The organism is Paracoccus rhizosphaerae, assembly GCF_026162645.1.
GTDB lineage: Bacteria > Pseudomonadota > Alphaproteobacteria > Rhodobacterales > Rhodobacteraceae > Paracoccus > Paracoccus rhizosphaerae.
The window spans coordinates 1-22,348 of record NZ_JAOTBE010000012.1 but is presented as its reverse complement, the minus strand read 5'-3'; the positions used below and the strand labels follow the sequence as shown (position 1 = coordinate 22,348).

General features: G+C 66.6%; 18 protein-coding genes and 1 tRNA gene. 5 read left to right on the top strand and 14 right to left on the bottom strand.

The window, feature by feature from the left end; translation table 11 throughout:
* Positions 1-10 precede the first annotated feature (10 nt).
* The 10 genes from OC184_RS06720 to OC184_RS06675 all read right to left on the bottom strand — a co-directional run bounded on the left by OC184_RS06720 (position 11) and on the right by OC184_RS06675 (position 9,860).
* On the bottom strand, positions 11-406 hold the full coding sequence (locus OC184_RS06720; protein ID WP_265506410.1) for a DUF5333 domain-containing protein: 396 nt from the start codon (positions 404-406) through the stop codon (positions 11-13).
* A gap of 107 nt (positions 407-513) precedes the next feature.
* On the bottom strand, positions 514-1,809 hold the full coding sequence (nuoF, locus tag OC184_RS06715; protein ID WP_265506409.1) for an NADH-quinone oxidoreductase subunit NuoF: 1,296 nt from the start codon (positions 1,807-1,809) through the stop codon (positions 514-516).
* Positions 1,810-1,833: 24 nt separating this feature from the next.
* On the bottom strand, positions 1,834-2,046 hold the full coding sequence (locus OC184_RS06710) for a DUF5337 domain-containing protein (protein ID WP_265506408.1): 213 nt from the start codon (positions 2,044-2,046) through the stop codon (positions 1,834-1,836).
* Positions 2,046-2,510 carry a hypothetical protein gene (locus OC184_RS06705; protein WP_265506407.1) on the bottom strand — a complete coding sequence of 155 codons (465 nt, stop codon included), beginning with the start codon at positions 2,508-2,510 and terminating at the stop codon, positions 2,046-2,048. Before OC184_RS06705 ends, OC184_RS06710 begins: the two co-directional genes overlap by 1 nt.
* A gap of 33 nt (positions 2,511-2,543) precedes the next feature.
* On the bottom strand, positions 2,544-3,443 hold the full coding sequence (gene nuoE, locus OC184_RS06700; RefSeq protein WP_322630187.1) for an NADH-quinone oxidoreductase subunit NuoE: 900 nt from the start codon (positions 3,441-3,443) through the stop codon (positions 2,544-2,546).
* Positions 3,443-4,681: an NADH-quinone oxidoreductase subunit D gene (locus OC184_RS06695; protein ID WP_265506406.1), complete on the bottom strand. Its 1,239-nt coding sequence runs from the start codon at positions 4,679-4,681 to the stop codon at positions 3,443-3,445. Before OC184_RS06695 ends, nuoE begins: the two co-directional genes overlap by 1 nt.
* 4 nt (positions 4,682-4,685) lie before the next feature.
* The gene (locus tag OC184_RS06690; RefSeq protein WP_265506405.1) at positions 4,686-5,303 is read right to left on the bottom strand and encodes an NADH-quinone oxidoreductase subunit C; all 618 of its coding nucleotides are present in this window, start codon (positions 5,301-5,303) and stop codon (positions 4,686-4,688) included.
* 2 nt (positions 5,304-5,305) lie between these two features.
* Positions 5,306-5,830, bottom strand: coding sequence for a NuoB/complex I 20 kDa subunit family protein (locus OC184_RS06685; protein ID WP_265506462.1), 525 nt, complete (start codon positions 5,828-5,830; stop codon positions 5,306-5,308).
* The gene (locus OC184_RS06680; protein WP_378927275.1) at positions 5,830-6,147 is read right to left on the bottom strand and encodes an NADH-quinone oxidoreductase subunit A; all 318 of its coding nucleotides are present in this window, start codon (positions 6,145-6,147) and stop codon (positions 5,830-5,832) included. The genes OC184_RS06685 and OC184_RS06680 overlap by 1 nt, the downstream gene beginning before the upstream one ends.
* A gap of 281 nt (positions 6,148-6,428) precedes the next feature.
* Entirely contained in the window at positions 6,429-9,860 is a 3,432-nt protein-coding gene (locus OC184_RS06675; protein WP_265506403.1) for a pyruvate carboxylase, read from the bottom strand.
* Positions 9,861-10,043: 183 nt separating this feature from the next.
* On the opposite strand from OC184_RS06675, the gene uvrA reads away from it, so the two are divergent.
* The 4 genes from uvrA to panB all read left to right on the top strand — a co-directional run bounded on the left by uvrA (position 10,044) and on the right by panB (position 15,377).
* Positions 10,044-12,899, top strand: a complete 2,856-nt coding sequence (uvrA, locus tag OC184_RS06670; RefSeq protein ID WP_265506402.1) for an excinuclease ABC subunit UvrA — start codon at positions 10,044-10,046, stop codon at positions 12,897-12,899.
* A 142-nt stretch (positions 12,900-13,041) separates the two neighbouring features.
* Positions 13,042-13,116 (top strand) — tRNA-Gly (locus OC184_RS06665).
* Between the two features lie 583 nt (positions 13,117-13,699).
* Positions 13,700-14,557 carry a pantoate--beta-alanine ligase gene (panC, locus tag OC184_RS06660; protein ID WP_265506401.1) on the top strand — a complete coding sequence of 286 codons (858 nt, stop codon included), beginning with the start codon at positions 13,700-13,702 and terminating at the stop codon, positions 14,555-14,557.
* Positions 14,558-14,567: 10 nt separating this feature from the next.
* Entirely contained in the window at positions 14,568-15,377 is an 810-nt protein-coding gene (panB, locus tag OC184_RS06655; protein WP_265506400.1) for a 3-methyl-2-oxobutanoate hydroxymethyltransferase, read from the top strand.
* Positions 15,378-15,756: 379 nt separating this feature from the next.
* Here the strand turns inward: panB and OC184_RS06650 are convergent, their stop codons facing one another.
* Both OC184_RS06650 and OC184_RS06645 read right to left on the bottom strand, forming a co-directional pair.
* On the bottom strand, positions 15,757-16,893 hold the full coding sequence (locus OC184_RS06650; protein ID WP_265506399.1) for an MFS transporter: 1,137 nt from the start codon (positions 16,891-16,893) through the stop codon (positions 15,757-15,759).
* Between the two features lie 11 nt (positions 16,894-16,904).
* Positions 16,905-17,909: a 2-hydroxyacid dehydrogenase gene (locus tag OC184_RS06645; protein ID WP_265506398.1), complete on the bottom strand. Its 1,005-nt coding sequence runs from the start codon at positions 17,907-17,909 to the stop codon at positions 16,905-16,907.
* 162 nt (positions 17,910-18,071) lie between these two features.
* On the opposite strand from OC184_RS06645, the gene OC184_RS06640 reads away from it, so the two are divergent.
* The gene (locus OC184_RS06640; RefSeq protein ID WP_378927272.1) at positions 18,072-18,620 is read left to right on the top strand and encodes an SH3 domain-containing protein; all 549 of its coding nucleotides are present in this window, start codon (positions 18,072-18,074) and stop codon (positions 18,618-18,620) included.
* Between the two features lie 76 nt (positions 18,621-18,696).
* On the opposite strand, the gene OC184_RS06635 is transcribed toward OC184_RS06640, so the two are convergent.
* Together OC184_RS06635 and OC184_RS06630 are read right to left on the bottom strand one after the other, a co-directional pair.
* Positions 18,697-20,721, bottom strand: a complete 2,025-nt coding sequence (locus OC184_RS06635) for a M3 family metallopeptidase (protein ID WP_265506397.1) — start codon at positions 20,719-20,721, stop codon at positions 18,697-18,699.
* A gap of 32 nt (positions 20,722-20,753) precedes the next feature.
* Positions 20,754-21,797, bottom strand: a complete 1,044-nt coding sequence (locus OC184_RS06630; RefSeq protein ID WP_265506396.1) for a HesA/MoeB/ThiF family protein — start codon at positions 21,795-21,797, stop codon at positions 20,754-20,756.
* Positions 21,798-22,348: the final 551 nt, after the last annotated feature.

The window sequence follows — 22,348 nt, the reverse complement described above, 5'->3', positions numbered from 1 at the left end:
GATGTCTTCCTTACCTGGCACTCAGCAACGATCCGGCGACCGTCTGCCGTGCGATTTCGTCCCGCCCGAGGCGGCAAAAGGTTTCCGGCTCTCCATTCACGACGCCGCGTTCGACCATATATCGATCCGCCGTCGCATATATCCGCTGCTTGTCATCGCGACTGTCCAAAAACGCCTCGATCTGCGCCTCGGAATAGCCTTGGTCCAAAGCATAGCGCTTGAGCTTGCGCGCCTCCGAAAAGGCACGAATGATCCGCGCATCGATGCTGGGGCAGCCGCGGCGGATCAGGTCCGCCACACGGGCCTGGACCAGCCGGTCGTTGACATAGTTGTTCTGGCTCAGCGGCTCCAGCGCGGCAGTGGGGGTGGCCGCCAGCAGGGCGGCGGCGATCAGGGGGCGCAGCATGGCACGATCCTTTTGATGATGATGTGTTGCCACATAATCATCCGACAGGCGACCCGCCCGACACGAGGCCGTGCGCGGCCCGTGATGCCTATGATCGCCGGCACCGGTCATTCAGCGGCCAGCGCGCCGATGCGCCCGGTCTTCTTGGCCTTCAGCCGGTCCTCGATCTCTCCGCGGAAATTGCGGATCAGGCCCTGGATCGGCCAGGCGGCCGCGTCGCCCAAGGCGCAGATCGTGTGGCCTTCCACCTGCTTGGTCACGTCCAGCAGCATGTCGATCTCTTCGACCTCAGCCTCGCCGGTGACCAGACGTTCCATCACGCGCATCATCCAGCCGGTGCCTTCCCGGCAGGGCGTGCACTGGCCGCAGCTTTCGTGCTTGAAGAACTTGGACAGGCGCCAGACCGCCTTGATGACGTCTGTGTCCTGGTCCATCACGATCATGCAGGCGGTGCCGAAGGACGACCGCAGTTCCCGCATGCCGTCGTAGTCCATGATGGCGGTCTCGCACTGCTCGGCAGTCAGGATGGGGCACGAGGCGCCGCCGGGGATCACCGCCTTCAGGTTCTTCCAGCCGCCGCGCACGCCGCCGCCATGCTTTTCGATCAGCTCGCGCATGGGGATCGACATGGCTTCCTCGACCACGCAGGGCGTGTTCAGGTGACCGGTCAGGCCGAAGAGCTTGACGCCGGCGTTGTTCGGCCGGCCGAAGCCCGCGAACCACTCCGGTCCGCGCCGTAGGATGGTCGGGACCACCGCGATCGATTCAACGTTGTTCACCGTCGTCGGGCAGCCGTAAAGGCCCGCGCCCGCCGGGAACGGCGGCTTCATGCGCGGCATGCCCTTCTTGCCTTCCAAGCTTTCCAGAAGTGCCGTTTCCTCGCCGCAGATATAGGCGCCGGCGCCGTGGTGCAGGTAAAGATCGAAGTCCCAGCCCGAGCCTGCCGCGTTCGCGCCCAGAAGGCCCGCGTCATAGCACTCGTCAATGGCCGACTGCAGCGCCTCTTTCTCGCGGATATATTCGCCGCGGATGTAGATATAGCAGGCATGGGCGTTCATCGCGAAGCTGGCGATCAGCGCGCCCTCGATCAGCGTGTGCGGATCATGGCGCATGATCTCGCGGTCCTTGCACGTCGCGGGCTCGGATTCGTCGGCGTTGATGACCAGGTAGGCTGGGCGCCCGTCCGATTCCTTGGGCATGAAGGACCATTTCAGACCGGTGGGAAAGCCTGCGCCGCCCCGCCCCCGCAGCCCCGACGCCTTCATCTGCTCGATGATCTTGTCGCGGCCACGGCCCAGGATCTCGGCCGTGCCGTCCCAATGGCCACGCTTCTGCGCACCCGCCAGGCTGCGGTCGCCCATCCCGTAGAGGTTGGTGAAAATGCGATCCTGGTCTTTCAGCATCCGTTCAATCCTCTCATTCCGGCGTCACCCATTCCTGCGCCGCCAGATACGCCAGGTCACGATCAGCGACCAGACAAAAGCACCGATGGCGGCAAGGTCGGCCAGATAGGCCCACCGTCCCGCCCAGTCATATTCCTCCCCGATCGCCTGAACGGCGATCCAGGTCACCATGGCAACCGCGATCACGATCCCCACCAGCCGCATCTGGCGGGCATCCTGCTCATCCCGGCCCGCCATCAGGCACCTTCCTCGATGGCGAAGGCACGGGCCTGCCCGACCCAGTCGTCGCGCCGGATCAGCGCCGCCGGCCGCCCGATCCGCCCCGCCATCTCATCGATCTGGGCATCGTCCCAGAGCGCGATCTGCGCGAACCGCGTCACGCCGGCATCACGCAACGACGAGGCAACCTTGTCGCCGATGCCGCGGATCTGCCTCAGGTCGTCCTCGGGCAATTCCGGGGCCTCGGCAGGCTGATGGTCCGCCTGCGACGGCAAGCCTGCCGCAGGGGCCCAGGCCTCGGCGTCCATCGCGGGCGTGCCCGCCTCAGTCATCCAGTCGACCATAGCACCGAGGAAAAGCCCGGCCAGCACCGCCAGCACCATCGCCGCCACCCAGCCGACCGGGCCAGCCAGCCCAAGCAGAACCAGCGCCGCGGTCACGGTGCCTGTCGCGCTGCTGGGGGTCATCGTCCTGGCTGACATTCATCGCTCCGGTTCAGGCGGCCGTGCCGCGTTTCAGTCCTTGCCGCCGTCCCGCGTCTCCTCGGACCTGACGCCGGCGGGCTCGCGCTTCGACCGGGGGCGCGCGGCGGATGCGGCCTCGGCCTCCTGCTCGGTAATGCCGGTGTCGTCGACAGGCGTGCCCTTGGCGGGACGCGGTTCCGTCTCGGGAGCGGTGTCGCGGCCCGAGCGGTCGTCCACCGCGGCATCCGGCGTCCGGCGCCACTTGGTCAGGATCGGGGCCTCGGTCCCGTCGATTCGCTTCAGCGTCTCGCCCAGATCCGTCGCGAGTTGGACGCTTGCGTTCATCCGGCTGCCCTCGGTGCCGGTCAGGCTGGTCAGGCCCTCTGCCGGTTCCGATGCGAAGCGTCCGGTCTGCGACCCCGGCTGGGGCACCTCGCCCGCCGACATGCGGTCGATCAGCGCCTCGAGGCTCTCGGGCGTCAGATCCTCATAGTAGTCCTTGCCGATCTGGGCCATCGGCGCATTGGCGCAGGCGCCCAGACATTCGACCTCTTCCCAGCTGAACTTGCCGTCGGCCGACAGCGTATGCGGCGCAGGCGCGATCTTGCGTTTGCAGACCTCGATCAGCGCCTCGGCCCCGCAGATCATGCAGGTCGTGGTGCCGCAAATCTGGATATTCGCCACAGTCCCAACGGGTTGCAGCTGGAACATGAAGTAGAACGTCGCCACTTCCAAGGCCCGGATGTAGGCCATGCCCAGCATCTCGGCGCAGGTTTCGATCGCGGGCCGGGACAGCCAGCCCTCCTGCTCTTGCGCGCGCCACAGAAGCGGAATGATCGCCGACTGCTGGCGACCTTCGGGATACTTCGTCATCTGCGCCCGCGCCCATTCCAGGTTCGCGGGCGTGAAGTCGAAGCTGTCCGGCTGGACGGGGTGAAGGCGGCGCAGCATCAGCGGTCAACCTCTCCGAAGACGATATCCTGGGTGGCGATCAGCGCCGGCACGTCCGCCAGCAGGTGACCCTTGGCCATCCAGTCCATGGATTGCAGGTGCAGGAAGCCCGGCGCCCGCAGCTTGGCGCGGTACGGCTTGTTGGTGCCATCGCTGACCAGATAGACGCCGAACTCGCCCTTGGGCGCCTCGACGGCGGCATAGATTTCGCCCGCCGGGACGTGGAAGCCCTCGGTATAAAGCTTGAAGTGGTGGATCAGGCTTTCCATGTCGCGCTTCATGTCGCCCCGCTTGGGCGGCGTCAGCTTGCCGCGCGCCAGGATGTCGCCCATCGGCTCGGCCCGCAGCTTGTGGATCGCCTGGCGCATGATGCTGGTCGATTCCCGCATCTCCTGCATCCGGCAGAGGAAGCGGTCATAGCAGTCGCCGTTGGTGCCGACGGGGATCTTGAAGTCGAACTCGTCATAGCATTCGTAAGGCTGACTGCGACGCAGGTCCCAAGCCATGCCGGAGCCGCGCACCATGACGCCCGAGAAGCCCCAGTCCAGCGCGTCCTGTTCGCCCACGACGCCGATGCCAACCAGGCGCTGCTTGAAGATCCGGTTCTCGGTCAGCAGCGTGTCTAGATCGTCCAGCACCTTCGGGAACTGGTCGCACCAGGCCTCGATGTCGTCCAGAAGGTCGGGCGGCAGGTCCTGATGAACGCCACCGGGCCGGAAATAGGCCGCATGAAGACGCGCACCCGACGCGCGCTCATAGAAGATCATCAGCTGCTCGCGCGCCTCGAACCCCCAAAGCGGCGGGGTCAGCGCGCCGACGTCCAGCGCGCCCGTGGTCAGGCCCAGAAGGTGGTTCAGGATGCGGCCGATCTCGCAATAAAGGACCCGGATCAGGCTGGCGCGGCGCGGCACGACCGTGCCGGTCAGACGCTCGATCGCCAGACACCAGGCGTGCTCCTGATTCATCGGCGACACGTAGTCCAGACGGTCGAAATAGGGCAGGTTCTGCAGGTAGGTGCGGCTTTCCATCAGCTTCTCGGTGCCGCGGTGCAGCAGGCCGATATGCGGGTCCGCACGCTCGACGATCTCGCCGTCCAGCTCCAGCACCATGCGCAGCACGCCGTGGGCCGCCGGGTGCTGGGGCCCGAAGTTGATGTTGAAGTTGCGAATGCGCTGTTCGCCGGTCGTGGCGTCCAGCGAACCGTCACCATACTGGTTCTCTCGGAGATTGCCGTCCATGGCCTTACCCCTTGCTCTTTTCGTCGCCGGGCAGGACGTACTGCGTCCCTTCCCACGGCGAGAGGAAGTCGAACTGCCGATATTCCTGCACCAGGCTGACGGGTTCGTAGATGACCCGCTTTTCGGCTTCGTCGTAGCGGACCTCGACATAGCCCGTGGTCGGGAAGTCCTTGCGCAGCGGATGGCCTGCAAAGCCGTAATCGGTCAGGATGCGCCGCATGTCCGGGTGCCCCGTGAAGAGGATGCCGAACATGTCGAAGACCTCGCGCTCGAACCAGTTGGCCGAGGGATGGATGCGCGTCAGCGACGGCAGCATCTCATCCTCGCGGATGGCGACCTTCACGCGGATGCGCTGGTTCTGGTACATCGACAGGAAGTGCCAGACCACGTCAAAGCGCTGCTGGCGCGAAGGATAGTCGACGGCGGTGATGTCGATCAGCGTAGAAAACCGGCAACTGCTGTCGCTGCGCAGGAACTCGATCAGGTCGAGGATGCCCGCGGCCGTGGCCGTCACCGTCAGGTCGCCGTGGGCGATGGCGGTGTCGACGACCTCGGCCGGGCGGCGGGTGCGGATATGTTCGGCCAGCTGGTCCAGCGCGTCGGTGTCGGGATAAACGGCCATCGTTACCTCACCAAGGTGCCGGTGCGCCGGATCCGGCGCTGAAGTTGCAGGATGCCGTACAGCAGCGCCTCGGCCGTGGGCGGACAGCCGGGGACGTAGATGTCCACGGGGACGATCCGATCGGCGCCGCGCACCACGGAATAGCTATAGTGGTAATAGCCGCCACCATTGGCGCAGCTGCCCATGCTGATCACATAGCGCGGTTCCGGCATCTGGTCATAGACCTTGCGCAGCGCCGGCGCCATCTTGTTGGTCAGCGTGCCCGCGATGATCATCAGGTCCGACTGGCGCGGCGATGCGCGCGGCGCGGTCCCGAAGCGTTCTAAGTCATAGCGCGGCATCGACGTGTGCATCATCTCGACCGCGCAGCAGGCCAGGCCGAAGGTCATCCAGTGCAGCGACCCGTTGCGCGCCCAGTTGATGATGTCCTCGGTCGTGGTCAGCAGGAAGCCCTTGTCCTGCAGCTCGCGGTTCAGGGTGGCGGTCGCGACCTCGCGGTCGGGACCGGCGGTGTTCGCTCCGGTCATCACGCCCATTCAAGCGCCCCTTTCTTCCATTCGTAGGCGAAGCCCACGGTCAGCACGCCCAGGAACACCATCATCGACCAGAAGGCGACGTCGCTGAGGACGGCGAAGGTCGTGGCCCAGGGGAACAGGAACGCGACCTCAAGGTCGAAGATGATGAACAGGATCGACACGAGGTAGAACCTGACGTCGAACTTCATCCGCGCGTCGTCGAACGGGTTGAAGCCGCTTTCGTAGGCGCTGACCTTTTCCGGATCGGGGTTGCGCACGGCGATGACGATGGCCGACAGCATCAGGATGATTGCAAGTGCCGACGCCATCCCCAGGAAGACGAGGATGGGCAGATAATCCTGCAGAAGGTTTTCCACGGGCGTTGATCCCCTTGTCGGTCGCGGGGATCACGGCTCACCTCGCGACGGGTTGGCTGTGTGCCGTTTAGACCCGGCAGGCTGCGGGGTCAACGGCTCCGGGGCGGCGAAACGCGGGGCATTGGACGCAGTTGCACAGAATCCAACAGCCGTGCCGCACCAGAGCGCAGGCATGCCTGACCAAGCTGGGGGCTAGGCCGCGGCCCTTCAAGTCGCAGGGCCGCGGCGGATTGTCACTCGATCTCGACCATCAGATCCTTGGCGTCGATCTGCTGTCCGGGGCTGACATGGAGGGCCTTGATGGTGCCGTCGCGGTCGGCGTGGATGCCGGTCTCCATCTTCATGGCCTCGATGGTCAAGAGCAGGTCGCCCTGGGTGACCGCCTGCCCCGCCGTCACGCCGACCGAGGCCACGACGCCCGGCATGGGCGCGCCGACATGGCCCGAGTTCGTCGGATCGGCCTTGGGCCGCGCGGCCTGCGCGCCGGTCGCCTTGCGGTTCGGGACCCGCACCTGGCGCGGCTGGCCGTTCAGCTCGAAGAAGACCTTCATCTGGCCGGTCTCGTCGGTCTCGCCCAGGGTCAGCAGGCGGATCTCCAGCGTCTTGCCGGGGTCGATCTCAACGCTGATCTCCTGCCCCGGCTCCATGCCGTAGAAGAAGGTTCGCGTCGGCAGCGTGCGCACCGGACCATAGGTCTGGTGGCGCTGCATGTAGTCGGTGAAGACCTTGGGATACATCAGGTAGCCGTTCAGATCCTCGTCGTCGATCTCGACGTCCAGCTCCTCGATCAGCTTTCGGCGGACGGCCTCGATGTCGACAGGCTCCAGATGCGCACCGGGGCGGTCGGTGATGGGGGCCTCACCCTTCAGGACCTTCTTCTGGATCGCCTCGGGCCATCCGCCGGGGGGTTGGCCCAGGTTGCCGCGCATCATGTCGACGACGCTGTCGGGGAAGGACATGTCGCGGTTCGGGTCCATGACATCGGCGGGCGTCAGGTTCTGCGACACCATCATCAGCGCCATGTCACCCACGACCTTGGACGACGGCGTGACCTTCACGATGTCGCCGAACATCCGGTTCACGTCGGCATAGGCCTGGGCCACCTCGTGCCAGCGGTCCTCCAGCCCCATCGACCGCGCCTGCGATTTCAAGTTGGTGAACTGCCCGCCCGGCATCTCGTGCAGATAGACCTCGGACGCGGGCGATTGCAGGCCCGATTCGAAGGCAGCATAGCTTTCGCGCACCCGCTCCCAATAGTTGCTGATCGCGCGAATCGCGCCGATGTCCAGGCCCGTGTCGCGATCGGTCTGGGCCAGCGCCTCGACCACGGACCCAAGCGTCGGCTGGCTGGTGTTGCCAGACAGGGCGTCCATGGCGCAATCGACCGCATCCACGCCGGCCTCGGCCGCGGCCAGGATCGTGGCGCCGCCCATGCCGCTGGTGTCATGCGTGTGGAAGTGGATCGGCAGGCCGACTTCTTCCTTCAGCGCGCGGATCAGGACGCGCGCGGCAGCCGGCTTCAGCAGGCCCGCCATGTCCTTCAGCCCCAGCACATGCGCGCCGGCGGCCTTCAGGTCCTGCGCGGTGCGGACATAGTATTGCAGGTCATACTTCGACCGCTCGCGGTCCAGCATGTTGCCGGTATAGCAGACGGTGCCTTCGCAGATCTTGCCGCTGTCGATCACCGCGTCCATGGCGACGCGCATGTTCTCGACCCAGTTGAGACTGTCGAAGACGCGGAAGACGTCGATGCCGGTCCTGGCGGCCTGCGCCACGAAGGACTGCACCACGTTGTCGGGATAGTTGGTATAGCCCACGCCGTTCGACGCGCGCAGCAGCATCTGCGTCATCAGGTTCGGCATGCCCGCGCGGATGTCGCGCAGGCGCTGCCACGGGCATTCCTGCAGGAAGCGATAGGCCACGTCGAAGGTCGCCCCGCCCCAGCATTCGACCGAGAACAGCTGCGACAGGTTCGCGGCATAGGAGGGCGCCACACGGATCATGTCGATGGACCGCATCCGCGTCGCCAGCAGCGACTGGTGACCGTCGCGCATGGTCGTGTCGGTGATCAGAAGCTGCTTCTGCGCCGCCATCCAGTCGGCCACGGCCTGCGCGCCCTTCTCCTCCAGCAGTTGGCGGGTGCCGGGCCGGGGGTCCGCGACGGGCGCGGGCGGCACGGGCGGGCGCGCCTGCGCGGGCGGCAGCGGGCGGCCCGCCGTTTCCGGGTGCCCGTTCACGCTGATGTCGGCCAGGTAGGTCAGGATCTTGGTCGCCCGGTCCTGCCGCTTCTTGAAGTCGAAGAGGTCCTCGGTCGTGTCGATGAACTTGGTCGTGTAGGTGTCGTTCAGGAAGGTCGGGTGCTTCAGCAGGTTGATGACGAAGTCGATATTCGTGGAAACGCCCCGCACCCGGAACTCGCGCAGCGCGCGATCCATGCGCTTGATCGCCTGATCGGGCGTCTGTGCCCAGGCCGTGACCTTGACCAGCAGCGAGTCATAGTACCGCGTGATGACGCCGCCGGAATAGGCGGTGCCGCCGTCCAGGCGGATGCCCATCCCCGTCGCACTGCGATAGGCAGTGATCCGGCCGTAGTCCGGGATGAAGTTGTTCTGCGGGTCTTCCGTGGTCACGCGGCACTGCAGCGCGTGGCCCGACAGCGTCACGTCTTCCTGCCGGGCGTGGCCGGTCGCCTCGGCCAGGGTCGCGCCCTCGGCGATCTTGATCTGGGACTGGACGATGTCGATGCCGGTGACCTCCTCGGTCACGGTATGCTCGACCTGGACGCGCGGGTTCACCTCGATGAAGTAGAACTGCTGGCTGTCCATATCCATCAGGAACTCGACGGTGCCGGCATTCTGGTATCCGACCGCCTGGCCGATCTTCAGCGCCAGGCCACAGACTTCCTCGCGCTGCGCGTCGGTCAGATAGGGCGCAGGCGCGCGTTCGACAACCTTCTGGTTGCGGCGCTGCACCGTGCAGTCGCGCTCATAAAGATGATAAAGGCCGCCGTGCGTGTCGCCCAGCAGCTGCACCTCGACATGGCGGGCACGCAGGATCATCTTCTCCAGATAGCCCTCGCCATTGCCGAAGGCGGCCTCGGCCTCGCGGCGGCCCTCGCGAACCTTTTCCACCAGCTCTTCGGGCTTGTTGATGGGCCGCATCCCGCGCCCGCCGCCGCCCCAGCTGGCCTTCAGCATCAGCGGATAACCGATCTCGGCCGCCTCGGCCTTGATGGCGTCGAAGTCCTCGCCCAGCACCTCGGTCGCGGGGATGACGGGCACGCCCGCCTCGATGGCCACGCGCCGCGCGCTGGCCTTGTCGCCAAGCGCGCGCATCGTGTCGGCGCGCGGGCCGATGAAGGTGATGCCGGCCTCGGCGCACGCATCCACGAAATCCGGGTTTTCCGACAGGAGCCCATAACCCGGATGGATCGCGTCGGCGCCCGAGAGCTTCGCCACGCGGATGATCTCGGGGATCGACAGGTAGGCCGCGACCGGTCCCAGCCCCTCGCCGATGCGATAGGCCTCGTCCGCCTTGAAGCGGTGCAGGCCCAGCTTGTCTTCCTCGGCATAGACGGCAACCGTCTTCTTGCCCAGCTCGTTCGCCGCCCGCATCACGCGGATCGCGATCTCGCCACGGTTCGCGATCAGGATCTTCTTGAACATGCCGTCCCCCTTATCGTCCTCGGCCGCATCCTAGCCGTGCTGCGTTGCAGCGCAACCATCGCCATCATCATGACGCAAGAGCGACGAAAGGCGGACACGTCTGCGCTGTTCACTTTATGTTCGTATTTGGAACTTGCTTTCCGGCCAAGCGTCCCTATCTGATGCGACTTGGCAGAGGGGCACGTGATGGAACAGAAGTTCATCGAGGTGCGCGGCGCGCGCGAACATAATCTCAAGGGCGTGGATATGGACATCCCGCGCGACCAGCTGGTGGTGATCACCGGCCTGTCGGGCAGCGGCAAGTCGTCCTTGGCCTTTGACACGATCTATGCCGAAGGGCAGCGGCGCTATGTCGAAAGCCTGTCGGCCTATGCGCGCCAGTTCCTGGACATGATGGGCAAGCCGGACGTCGACCACATCAGCGGCCTGTCCCCCGCCATCAGCATCGAACAGAAGACGACGTCGAAGAACCCCCGGTCAACCGTCGGCACCGTCACGGAAATCTATGACTATCTGCGCCTGCTGTTCGCCCGCGCAGGCACGCCCTATTCTCCCGCCACCGGCCTGCCGATCGAGGCGCAGCAGGTGCAGGACATGGTCGACCGCGTCATGGCCCTGCCCGAGGGCACGCGCGCCTATCTGCTGGCTCCCATCGTCCGCGACCGAAAGGGCGAATACAAGAAAGAGCTGCTGGAGCTGCGCCGCCAAGGCTTCCAGCGCGTCAAGATCAACGGCACCTTCCATGACCTGGAGGACGCGCCGGCGCTGGACAAGAAGTTCCGTCACAACATCGACGTCGTCGTCGACCGGATTGTCGTCCGCGAAGGGCTGGAGACGCGACTGGCCGATTCCCTGCGCACCGCCCTGGACCTGGCCGACGGGATCGCGCATCTGGAAACCGCCGAGGACGAGCCGCAGCGCCTGACCTTCAGCGAGAAATTCGCCTGCCCCGTCAGCGGCTTCACCATTCCCGAGATCGAGCCGCGGCTGTTTTCGTTCAACGCTCCCTTCGGCGCCTGCCCGGTCTGCGACGGCCTGGGGGTCGAGCTGTTCTTCGACGAACGCCTGATCGTCCCCGACGCGGCCCTGTCGGTCGACAAGGGTGCCATCGCGCCTTGGGCCAAGTCGAAATCAGCCTATCTGACGCAGACCGTGAACGCCTTGGCCAAGCACTATGGCTTCGACAAGAAAACCGCTTGGAAGGACCTGCCGGACGATATCCGCGACATGTTCCTGCGCGGGTCCGGCAAGGAGGAGATCAAGTTCCGCTTTGACGATGCCGGCCGCGTCTACGAGATCGGCCGCACCTTCGAGGGCGTGATCCCCAACATGGAGCGGCGGCTGCGCGAATCGGACAGCCAGTGGGTGCGGGAGGAGTTCGAGCGCTACCAGAACAACCGCCCCTGCGGCGCCTGCGCGGGCTATCGCCTCAAGCCCGAGGCGCTCGCCGTCAAGATCGCCGGAAACCACATCGGCCAAGTGGTCGAGCTGTCGATCAAGGAGGCGCTGGCCTGGATCGAGGCGGCGCCCGCGCAACTGTCCAAGCAGAAGAACGAGATTGCTGTCGCGATCCTGAAGGAGATCCGCGAACGGTTGGGGTTCCTGGTGAACGTGGGGCTGGACTACCTGACGCTGTCGCGCGCGGCAGGCACCCTGTCTGGCGGTGAAAGCCAGCGGATCCGCCTGGCATCACAGATCGGCAGCGGCTTGACGGGCGTGCTTTACGTGCTGGACGAACCCTCCATCGGCCTTCACCAGCGCGACAACGACCGATTGCTGACCACGCTGATGAACCTGCGCGACCAGGGGAACTCGGTATTGGTGGTCGAGCATGACGAGGACGCGATTCGTCACGCGGACTATGTCTTCGACATGGGGCCCGGTGCCGGGGTTCATGGCGGCACCGTGGTCAGCCACGGCACGCCCGATCAGATTGCCTCGGACCCGAACAGCCTGACCGGGCAATACCTGTCGGGCACCCGTGCCATCGACGTTCCGTCGGAACGCCGCAAGGGCAACGGCAAGAAGATCACGGTGGTCAAGGCGACCGGCAACAACCTCAAGAACGTCACCGCCGATTTCCCGTTGGGCAAGTTCGTCTGCGTCAGCGGCGTGTCAGGGGGCGGCAAATCCACGCTGACCATCGAGACGCTGTTCAAGACCGCATCCCTGCGCCTGAACGGGGCACGACAGACCCCTGCCCCCTGCGAGACGATCAAGGGGCTGGAGCATCTGGACAAGGTCATCGACATCGACCAGCGCCCCATCGGCCGCACACCGCGGTCGAACCCGGCGACCTATACCGGCGCCTTCACTCCGATCCGTGACTGGTTCGCGAACCTGCCCGAATCGAAAGCGCGCGGCTACAAGCCCGGCCGCTTCAGCTTCAACGTCAAGGGCGGCCGCTGCGAGGCCTGCCAAGGCGACGGCGTCATCAAGATCGAGATGCACTTCCTGCCCGACGTCTATGTCGAATGCGAGACCTGCAAGGGCAAGCGCTACAATCGCGAGACGCTGGAGGTGCAGTTCAAGGGCAAGTCCATCGCAGATGTGCTGGACATGACGGTCGAGGATGCGCAGACCTTCTTCGCCGCTGTCCCGTCGATCCGTGAGAAGATGGACGCACTGATGCAGGTGGGCCTTGGTTATATCAAGGTCGGCCAGCAGGCGACCACTCTTTCGGGCGGCGAAGCACAGCGCGTGAAGCTGTCCAAGGAACTGTCGCGCAGGTCCACGGGCCGCACGCTCTATATCCTGGATGAGCCGACGACCGGTCTGCATTTCGAGGACGTGAGGAAGCTGCTCGAAGTGCTGCATTCGCTGGTCGACCAGGGCAACACCGTGGTGGTGATCGAGCACAACCTCGATGTCATCAAGACCGCGGACTGGATCATCGACATCGGCCCTGAAGGCGGCGATGGCGGCGGACAGCTTGTCGCCACCGGCACGCCAGAGGCCGTCGCCAAGGTCGAGGCCAGCCACACGGGCCGCTATCTTGGGCCGATGCTGAAGCCTGCGCGGCTGCGCGCGGCCGAATGACGGGGCACGGCGGGACGTGTGAAAAAAGTTCGGCCGTTGGTGTTTTTTCCTCTTGCGGCCCTCCGCCACCTCCCGTAAATCACCGCTCACCGAAGGCGAGACGGTCACTGGAAACGGAAGCGGATCGCAGACGGAACGGAGTGCGGGCGTAGCTCAGGGGTAGAGCATAACCTTGCCAAGGTTAGGGTCGTGAGTTCGAATCTCATCGCCCGCTCCAATACAAAAAGGCCGGGCCTTCGGGTTCGGCCTTTTGCATGCAGCATACTTGCATGTGTATGAAGACGACCTTGGCGGCGTCAATCTTGAAACATCAACCATGCACCGGCCAACCAAGGCCGTCTGCGGGTCACCCGACACGCCACGCGAGACAACATAATCCGTTCCCGGAACATGATGGACCGCCCGCACAGGACCGCGCACCTGAAGCTTGCGCAGCCTGGCCCCGTCCTGTCAAGTTTTTGCTGCACCGCAGCATCAAAATGATCACGTGGCCGTCGTTTCAACTGAGTGCGTCGTGACAGGTTAACGGAGTCTCCGTCGTAATAGGACGCATGTCGCTGTGACGACCTGACCAAGGCATCTCATCGCCGACATCGGCGGCCCAGAGACAACTTGGCCCCCCTCGACCAACATCTCACGGCCTTACAAGAAGCAGCCGCCCGGCCTCTCGGGGGCGGAGCCGCTCGGTGGGGTCGACAAGCCACCGGGCCTTCCTGATGGAATACAATACACTGCGTTGCCGCCCTTGCCCGGGAGGGGGCGGGAGGCTAGGTTGCGCCCCACGCCTCGGGGGGACGACCATGCAGATCTGTCGCAGCACGCAAGAGATGCGGGCCTGCACGCGCGGCTGGCGCGCTGCCGGCGCGCGCCTGGCGCTGGTGCCGACCATGGGTGCGCTGCATGACGGCCACCTGGCCCTGGTTGCCCGCGCCCGCGACTGGGTCGAGGCCGAGGGTGGCGGCCGCGTGGTCACCTCGATCTTCGTGAATCCCACCCAGTTCGGCCCGAACGAGGACCTGGAGAAATATCCGCGAAACGAACCAGGTGACCTGGCACTGCTGCGACAGGCGGGCTGCGACGCGGTCTTCTTGCCGGGCGTCGCTGACATCTATCGCCCCGGCTCGCAGACCCATGTCGAGGTCGCCGGCCTTGGCCGCATGCTGATCGGCCGGCTGCGCCCCGGTCACTTCCGGGGCGTGGCAACGGTCGTGACGAAGCTCTTCAACATCGTGCAGCCCGACGCCGCTGCCTTCGGCGAAAAGGACTTCCAGCAGCTGACTCTGATCCGGCAGATGGTCGACGACCTGGACGTGCCGGTGCAGATCCTGCCCGTGCCCACGGTCCGCGAAGCCGATGGCCTGGCCATGTCGTCGCGCAACCAGCGCCTGTCCCCGGCCGACCGCGCCGCCGCACCGGTGCTGAACCGCGCGCTGGATCATGCGCAGGCGATGGTGGCCGAGGGCCAGCCCCTGTCGCAGGTCCGCCGCCGGATTCGCGAGATCCTGCGGTCCGAGCCGCGGGCCGAGGTCCAGTCCGTCGATATCCGTGACGCCCGCAGCCTGATGCGGGTCGCGTCGCTCTCGGCCCCGGTGGTGATCCTGCTGGCAGTCCGCTTCGGCGACGTGCTGCTGATCGACCAGCGCGTGGCTCAACCCTGAAAGGTTCCCGATGTCCGCACAGGCCCCCGTCAAACGCGTTACCGTCCCCCAGATCATGCAGGCCAAGGGTGCCGCGCCCATCGTGGCGCTGACGGCCTATACCGCCCCGATGGCGATGCTTGTCGACGCGCATGCCGAGATCATCCTGGTGGGTGATTCGCTGGGGATGGTGGTGCACGGCATGCCCTCGACCCTGGGCGTCACTTTGGACATGATGATCCTACACGGGCAGGCCGTTATGCGCGGCAGTCGGCGCGCCATGGTTGTGATCGACATGCCCTTCGGCAGCTATGAGGAAAGCCCCGAGCAGGCCTTCCGCAACGCAGCCCGCATCATCGCCGAGACCGGCTGCGGCGCCGTCAAGCTCGAGGGTGGCAGCCGCATGGCCCCTACCATCCGCTTCATGGTCGACCGCGGCATCCCGGTGATGGCGCATGTCGGGCTGACCCCGCAGGCGACCAATGTGATGGGCGGCTTCAAGACGCAAGGGCGCGACCAGGCCAGCTGGCCCGTCCACCTGGCTGACGCGCAGGCGGTGGCAGAGGCAGGAGCATTCTCGGTCGTCGTTGAGGGCGTCATGGAGGCGCTGGCCGACCGCATCACCGAGGCCGTGCCGATCCCGACCATCGGCATCGGCGCCAGCGCCCGCTGTGACGGACAAATTCTGGTGCTGGACGACATGCTGGGCCTGTCAGGCCGTGTGCCGCGCTTCGTGCGCAAGTTCGGCGATCTGGGCGACCGCGCCGATCAGGCGATCGCCGAATATGCCGCCGCCGTCCGCGACCGCAGCTTTCCCGACGACACGCAGGTCTATCGTTGACCCTCAGGGGATGAAGTTCCCAGCCAGTTCCCGTGCACCCAGCCAAGCCGGTTCGCCGGCCCGAAGCTGATCGCGTACCCGTCGCCGCGCCGGTCATAGACGCCCACCCGGTCGCCGCTAGGCGCCTGCCCGATCATCGGTAGTTCGGACCCCGGTGCGGATCGCCAGGGACCCGTCGCCGTTCGGATCCAGCCCCATCACCTCGGCCGCACCACAGCAGGGGCTAGGGCATCCGAGGACCGAAGGGCCGAGCCAGTTCCTGGGCTGCCGGAGGCCTGGCGGCTGCCAACCGCGGAGCAAGCAGCCACGACCGATTTCCCGCAGTGAACATCGGCAACTCCTGTAACGCGGAAACGCCATCCTACGACAAAAGCGCCGTTCAGCGGGTCTCGAAATCGGCCGTGGCGGCCAGTCGCGACAGCGCCAGCGGGACCAGCAGCAGGACTGCCAGACCCAGATAGATCGTCCCCAGGCTCAGCTTTTCGGCCAGCCATCCGATGCTGCCAGGTGCCAGCAGGATGCCGGAATAGCCCATGATGGTCACGACCGACAGCCCGACGCCTGCCGCAAGACCCGGCACGTTGCCCGCTGCCGACAGCGCGATCGGCACCATGTTGGCAATGCCGATGCCCGCCAGCGCGAAACCTGCGATGGCCGCTGCGGGTACGGTCCCCAGGCCCGCAAGCGCCAGCCCCGCCATGGCAATGGCCGCGCTGATCCGCAGGGTGCGGACTGCGCCGAAGCGCAGCCGCAGCGCATCGCCCAGAAAGCGCATCGTGGCCATCGTTCCGGCACAGGCGGCAAAGCCCCAGCCGGCCACTGCCAGAGAGGCGCCCATCTCGCGCTCAAGATAGACGGCAGCCCAATCAAGGATTGCCCCTTCCGGCACCATCGAGGTCAGCGCCATCAGCCCCAGCAGATAGGGCAACCCCGTGCGCGGCAGTCGCAGCGGCGCCTTGGGGGCATCCGGGGCGGGCGCATCGGTCAGCAGGCGGGGCAGCGCCCAAGCCAGGGCGGCAAGCGCGACGGCCGTCACAAAAACCGCGTGCAGGATGTCGCCGCCGGCTTGGATGACCGCGCCCCCCGCCCCGGCGCCGGCAAAGGCACCCAGGCTCCAGAAGCCGTGGCAAGAAGACATGATCGCGCGATCACGCGCCCGCTCGACCGCGACAGCGTTGGCATTCATGGCGACATCCATGCCCCCGATCACGCCGCCGAACAGGAAGACCGCCGCCGCCACCGACCACAGGTCCGGCGCGATCGAGATCCAGATCAGGGAAGGCGCCGCCAGCCAGGCGCCTAGCGTCACCGCCTGACGCGATCCGCGCCGCGCCACCATCGCACCAAAGACCGGCATCATCACAAGCGATCCGATCCCCAGCCCCAAAACGATCAGCCCCAGCGTCGCCTCGGTGATGGACAGGCGCGACAGCAGCACCGGCAGCTTCGGCGCCCAGCTGCCGACGATCAGCCCGTTCACGAAGAACAGCACGGAAACCGCCCAACGGACGGTCACGCCGGGCGCGGTCACAGCATCGACGGCACGACCAAGTCCGGCGGCCGGTGCCCGTCGGCGAAGGTCTTGATGTTGATGATCACCTTCTCGCCCATCTCGGCCCGGCCCTCGACCGTGGCCGAGCCCATGTGAGGCAGCAGGACGACATTCGGCAGTTCGCGCAGGCGCGGGTTGATCTCGTGGCCATGCTCGAAGACGTCGAGGCCCGCGCCTGCGATCTCTCCGGCACGCAGCATGCGGGTCAGCGCGTTCTCGTCGATCACCTCGCCTCGCGAGGTGTTGACGACCACCGCCGAGGGCTTCATCAGCTTCAGCCGCCGCGCGTTCAGCAGATGGAATGTCGATGGCGTGTGCGGTGCGTTCACGCTGAGGATGTCCATGCGCGCCAGCATCTGGTCCAGGCTCTCCCACCAAGTGGCCTGCAGGCTCTCCTCGATCTCGGGGCGCAGGCGGCGGCGGTTGTGGTAGTGGACCTGCATGCCGAACGCATTGGCGCGTCGCGCAACTGCTTGGCCGATCCGGCCCATGCCCAAGATGCCCAAGCGGCGCCCGCCAACCCGGCCACCCAGATAGGCCGTGGGCGACCAGCCTTGCCAGCGTCCCGCCTGCATCTCGGCCATGCCTTCGGGGATGCGCCGCGTCACCGCCAGGATCAGCGCCATGGTCATGTCGGCGGTATCCTCGGTCACGACTCCGGGGGTGTTGCTGACCAGCACGCCCCGCTGGCGTGCCGACAGGACGTCGATATGGTCCACCCCAGCGCCGAAGTTGGCGATCAGCTTCAGCCGCTCGCCCGCACGGGCCAGCATGTTGGCGGTGATCTGGTCGGTGACCGTCGGCACCAGCACGTCCACGCCCTGCATCAGCGACACGATCTCGTCTTGGCTCAGCTTGCGGTCGTCGTCGCGCAGCACCACGTCGAACAGTTCCGACATGCGGGTCTCGACCGCTTCGGGCAGACGGCGGGTCACCGCCACGCGCAGCTTCTGGCGGGCCGAGGGGGTCGCGGCTGGCATGGTCACCTCACTGTGTCGAACTCGTGTCGCGGCGCCCTTCCAATGACCGGGCGCTTTTGGCAAACTGCCCGCGTTGAGGGGCCGGCACAAGACCCCAGAAGGTGGTTCCGCCTGCGCCCTGGCGCCGGGCCGGCCGACGCGAAGGACAGGAACGGACAGCGGATGAGATCAGCGACAGGCAGCATGCGCGGCGCAGCGGGGGTTCTTGCGCTGGCCGCAGTCTTGATGGCGGGCCTGGCCGGGCCATTGGCCGCCCAGCCCGCCCCCGAGGCGCAGACCGAACAGCGCGGCCCGGTGACGAACCTGCCCCTGCCCCGCTATGTCAGCCTGAAGGGGAACGAGGGCAACGCCAGGCGTGGACCCAGCCTGTCGCACCGCATCGACTGGGTGTTCCGCCACGCCGGCATGCCGCTGCGCGTGGTGGCCGAGTTCGGCCACTGGCGGCGGGTCGAGGACAAGGATGGTGCTGGCGGATGGGTGCACTATGCGCTGCTGTCGGGCGTGCGCACCGCGTTGGTGACCCAGGACATGCTCGAACTGCGCTCTCGACCGCACCAGGACGCCGATATCGTCGCCAGGGCCGAGGCGGGTGCGATCCTGCGCCTGAACGAATGCGAGCCCGACTGGTGCCGCGTGTCCGGCGGCGGACAGCGCGGCTGGGTGCCCAAGTCGGCAATCTGGGGCGTCGACGCGGGCGAGATCCGCGATTGAACCGCCCGCGCACCGCGTCAGCGGCGCGCCCCCGGCCTGCCCGGCAGGGCGCCGACCGGCGGTCGGCTCCTCTGTCTCAGGTCAACCCGCGGCCCTTCAGCAGCGCGTCCACTCCCGGCATGCGCCCGCGAAATGCCATCCACAGATCGTCGGCAGGGGCCGACCCGCCGCGCGACAGGATCGTCTCCACCAGCCGCCGGGCCGTGGCCGGATCGAAGACATCGCCCGTCTCCTCAAAGGCCGCGAAGGCGTCGGCATCCATAACCTCGGACCACATATAGCTGTAGTATCCGGCCGCATAGCCGTCTCCGGCGAAGACATGCGCGAAATGCGGCGTCGCATGGCGCATCGGGATCGCCGCCGGTGCATCAAGGTCGTGCAGCACCTCGGCCTGCCGCGCCATGGCATCCGCCGGCGGCGCGCCACGGTGGAAGGCTAGGTCCACCAGCGCGCTCTCCAGATACTCCACCGTTGAGAATCCCGCGTCGGCATTGCCAGCCGCCAGCAGGCGGTCACGCAGATCCGCCGGCAAGGGAGCGCCGGTTTCATGGTGGCGGGCATGGGCATCCAGCACCGACGGCTGCTCAAGCCAATGCTCATAGAGCTGGCTCGGAAGCTCGACGAAGTCCTGCGCCACCGACGTCCCCGAGATCGACGGCCAAGACACGTCGGACAGGATGTGATGCGTCGCATGGCCGAACTCGTGGAACAGCGTCCGCGCGTCGTCCCACGACAGGAAGGCCGGTCCGCCCGCCGTTTCCGGTGGGGTGAAGTTGCAGACGTTCACCACGATGGCGCGCTGACCTTCCCCGATCTTGTGCTGCACCTGCAGGGCGGAACACCAGGCCCCGGACCGCTTCGAGGGCCGCGCGAAGAAGTCGCCGACGAAGATCGCCATCAGTCGCCCGCCCCTCGTCACCCGCCAAGCCCGGACATCCGGCGCCCAGAGCGGCGCCTCCAACACCTCGAACTCCAGCGCGAACAGGCGATGCGCCACGTCGAAGACGGCACCCAGCATCGCCTCCAGCGTCAGATAGGGCGCCACCTGCCCCGCGTCGATGCTGTGCTCTTGCTGGCGCAGCCTTTCCGCATAATGGCGCCAGTCCCAAGCCTCGAGCGTGCCGTTGACGCCGTCGGCATGCAGCATGGCCGTCAGCTTGTCCTGATCCTCGGCCGCGCGGGCGCGGGCGGCGGTCCAGACCTGTGACAGCAGGTCCTCCACCCGGTCGGGCGTGGCCGCCATCTGCGTCTCCAGCTTCCAGCTGGCGAAATCGTCGTGGCCCAGCAGCCGCGCGCGTTCGTGCCGCAGCTGCAGGATCTCCTGCACCAGCGGCAGGTTGTCCGTCTTGGCACCGCCGGCCCCTTGGCCCGATCCGCGCGCGATCCATGCCCGGAAGGCCGTCTCGCGCAGAGCCCTGTCGTCGGCATGTTCCAGGAAAGGCACGATCAGCGAGCGGTTCAGCGTCACGGCCTGCCCCTGCAGGCCCCGTTCGCGCGCGGCGGCGCGCATGGCCCGGACCAGCCAGTCGGGAAGTCCGGCCAAGCGGTCGTCGGCGACAGGCAGGATAAAGTCGCGTTCGTCCGCCAGCACGTTTTGCGTAAAATCGGTCGTCAGCACCGCCAGCCGCGCCCGAATGGCGGCCATCCTGGTCCGGTCTTCCGGGTTCAGCCCCGCGCCCGCCCGCGTCAGGTCACGCAGCGCCAGCTCGATGATGCGGCGATCCTCAGGCACCAGCTCCTCGGCGCCCTCGGCCACGGCCTTGACCCGCGCATAGAGCCGCGGGTCCATGCTGATCCGGCTGCCATACTCCGCCAGCCGCGGCGCGAAGTCACGCTGCAGCGCCTGCCGCGCGTCGTTCGAATCGACACCGGCCAGCGTATAGAAGATCGACAGAAGGCGGTTCAGCCCCTCGTCGGCGACCTCCATCGCCGCAATCGTGTTGTCGAAGGTCGGCGCATCGGGATTGGCGGCGATCGCCTCGTGCGCGGCCTCGGCCGCCGTCAGCTCGCGATCGAAGGCAGGGGCGAAGTCGCCGTCGTCGATCAGGTCGAAGCGGGGCAGCCCCTCGGGGCCGGTCCAGTGGGTCAGTTCGCGGTTCATCGGCGCCTCCTTCATTGGCAGACACCCTAGGGTCACGCCGCGCCGGGTGCCAGAGCCTGCGGGCCGCAGACGGGGCAGTCGCTGTCGCGCGCCACCTCGACCATCCGGTTTTCGCCGTAGAGCCCGTCAAACAGCATCATCCGGCCGCGCAGCCCCTGCCCCGAACCCGTCAGATGCTTGATCGCCTCGAGCGCCATGACGCTGCCGATGACGCCCGGCAGGGCGCCGACCACGCCAGCCGCGGCACACGGGGCGTCGTGGACGGGGGCGGTGGGGAACAGGCAGGCCATGCAGGGACCGCCGCGCGCGGGGTCGAACAGGGTGGCCTGCCCCTCCCACTGCGCGATCGCGCCCCAGATCAGCGGCACCCCTGCCGCCACACAGGCCCGGTTGATCGCCGCGCGGCCGTCGAAGCTGTCGGTGCCGTCAATCACGAGGTCATGGTCCGCGATCAAGTCGCCGTCATCCTCGCCGATCCGGCGCAGCAGCGGCGTGACATCGATGCGCGGGTTCAGCTTCAGCATCGCCTCGGCCGCGGCATAGGCCTTGGGTTCGCCCTGCAGGTCATCGCGGAAGATCACCTGGCGTTGCAGGTTCGACAAGCTGACGGTGTCGTCATCGGCCAGCGTGATGCGCCCCACCCCCGCCGCCGCCAGATAGAGGCAGATGGGCGACCCCAGTCCGCCCGCGCCGACAACCAGCACCCGCGCCGCCCTGAGCCGCATCTGCCCCGGCCCGCCAATCTGGCGCAGCACCAGGTGCCTGGCGTAGCGGTCAAGATCGGCGTCCGAAAGGCCATCGTCCGGCACCCCGGTCAAGGGCAACGGCGCCGCACGCCGCCGCAACATGGCCAGCCCCCGGCGATAGCCCGCAACCAGCGCCACCGCCGCCCCCAGCAGCAGCCAGCCCCTGGCCGAGCCGCCCACGGCACGCGCCGCCGCGCTGTCCGGCAGCATTAGCTGCAGCAGCATCATGCCCGCCCACAGCACCCCGATCATGGCCAGCGTCACCCGCCTCGGCATGCGCAGCACCCGCCCAAGGACCAGCAGAATGACGATCAGCCACAGCCCCAGCATCAGCCGCGCCCCCCGCCGGTCGCATCCCGCGTTCCGACGTGCCCATGAAAGACCGAATATGTTCGTCTGCTTTCAGCAGCCGTAGGGCGCGCGCATTTAAGGCTGATCGGGACGACGTCCGATGGCCCCATTGCGCCGAGGGGCCTTGGCGCAGGGTCGGCATAAGGCTTTGCAGCCATGTTGAACATCATGTGAGGGTCCGGATATATCGACAGATGAAGCGGTAGCCATACTAGAAAACGGTTTTGCCCACCCCGACCCTTCGGCACAAGCTGGATCTCGTGCAGGAAAGAAACTCTGCAGCACGATCACCAGCGGCATCTGGCGTCATGCCCGAAGATCGGACTAGGGACAGCCCCGGCGCAATTCGAGGACCGGGGGATGACTGCCTCAACCATGCCACAGCTGTCGTCTTTGGTGACGCCGTATCTGAAGTGGCCCCTGTTTCGACCGGACACTTGGGCATAACCATGGAGGCTTAGGCATATGCCTGAGCACGTGCTTATGTCTGAGATTGAAATCATCACCGATGGCGGCCGTCGTCGTCGCTG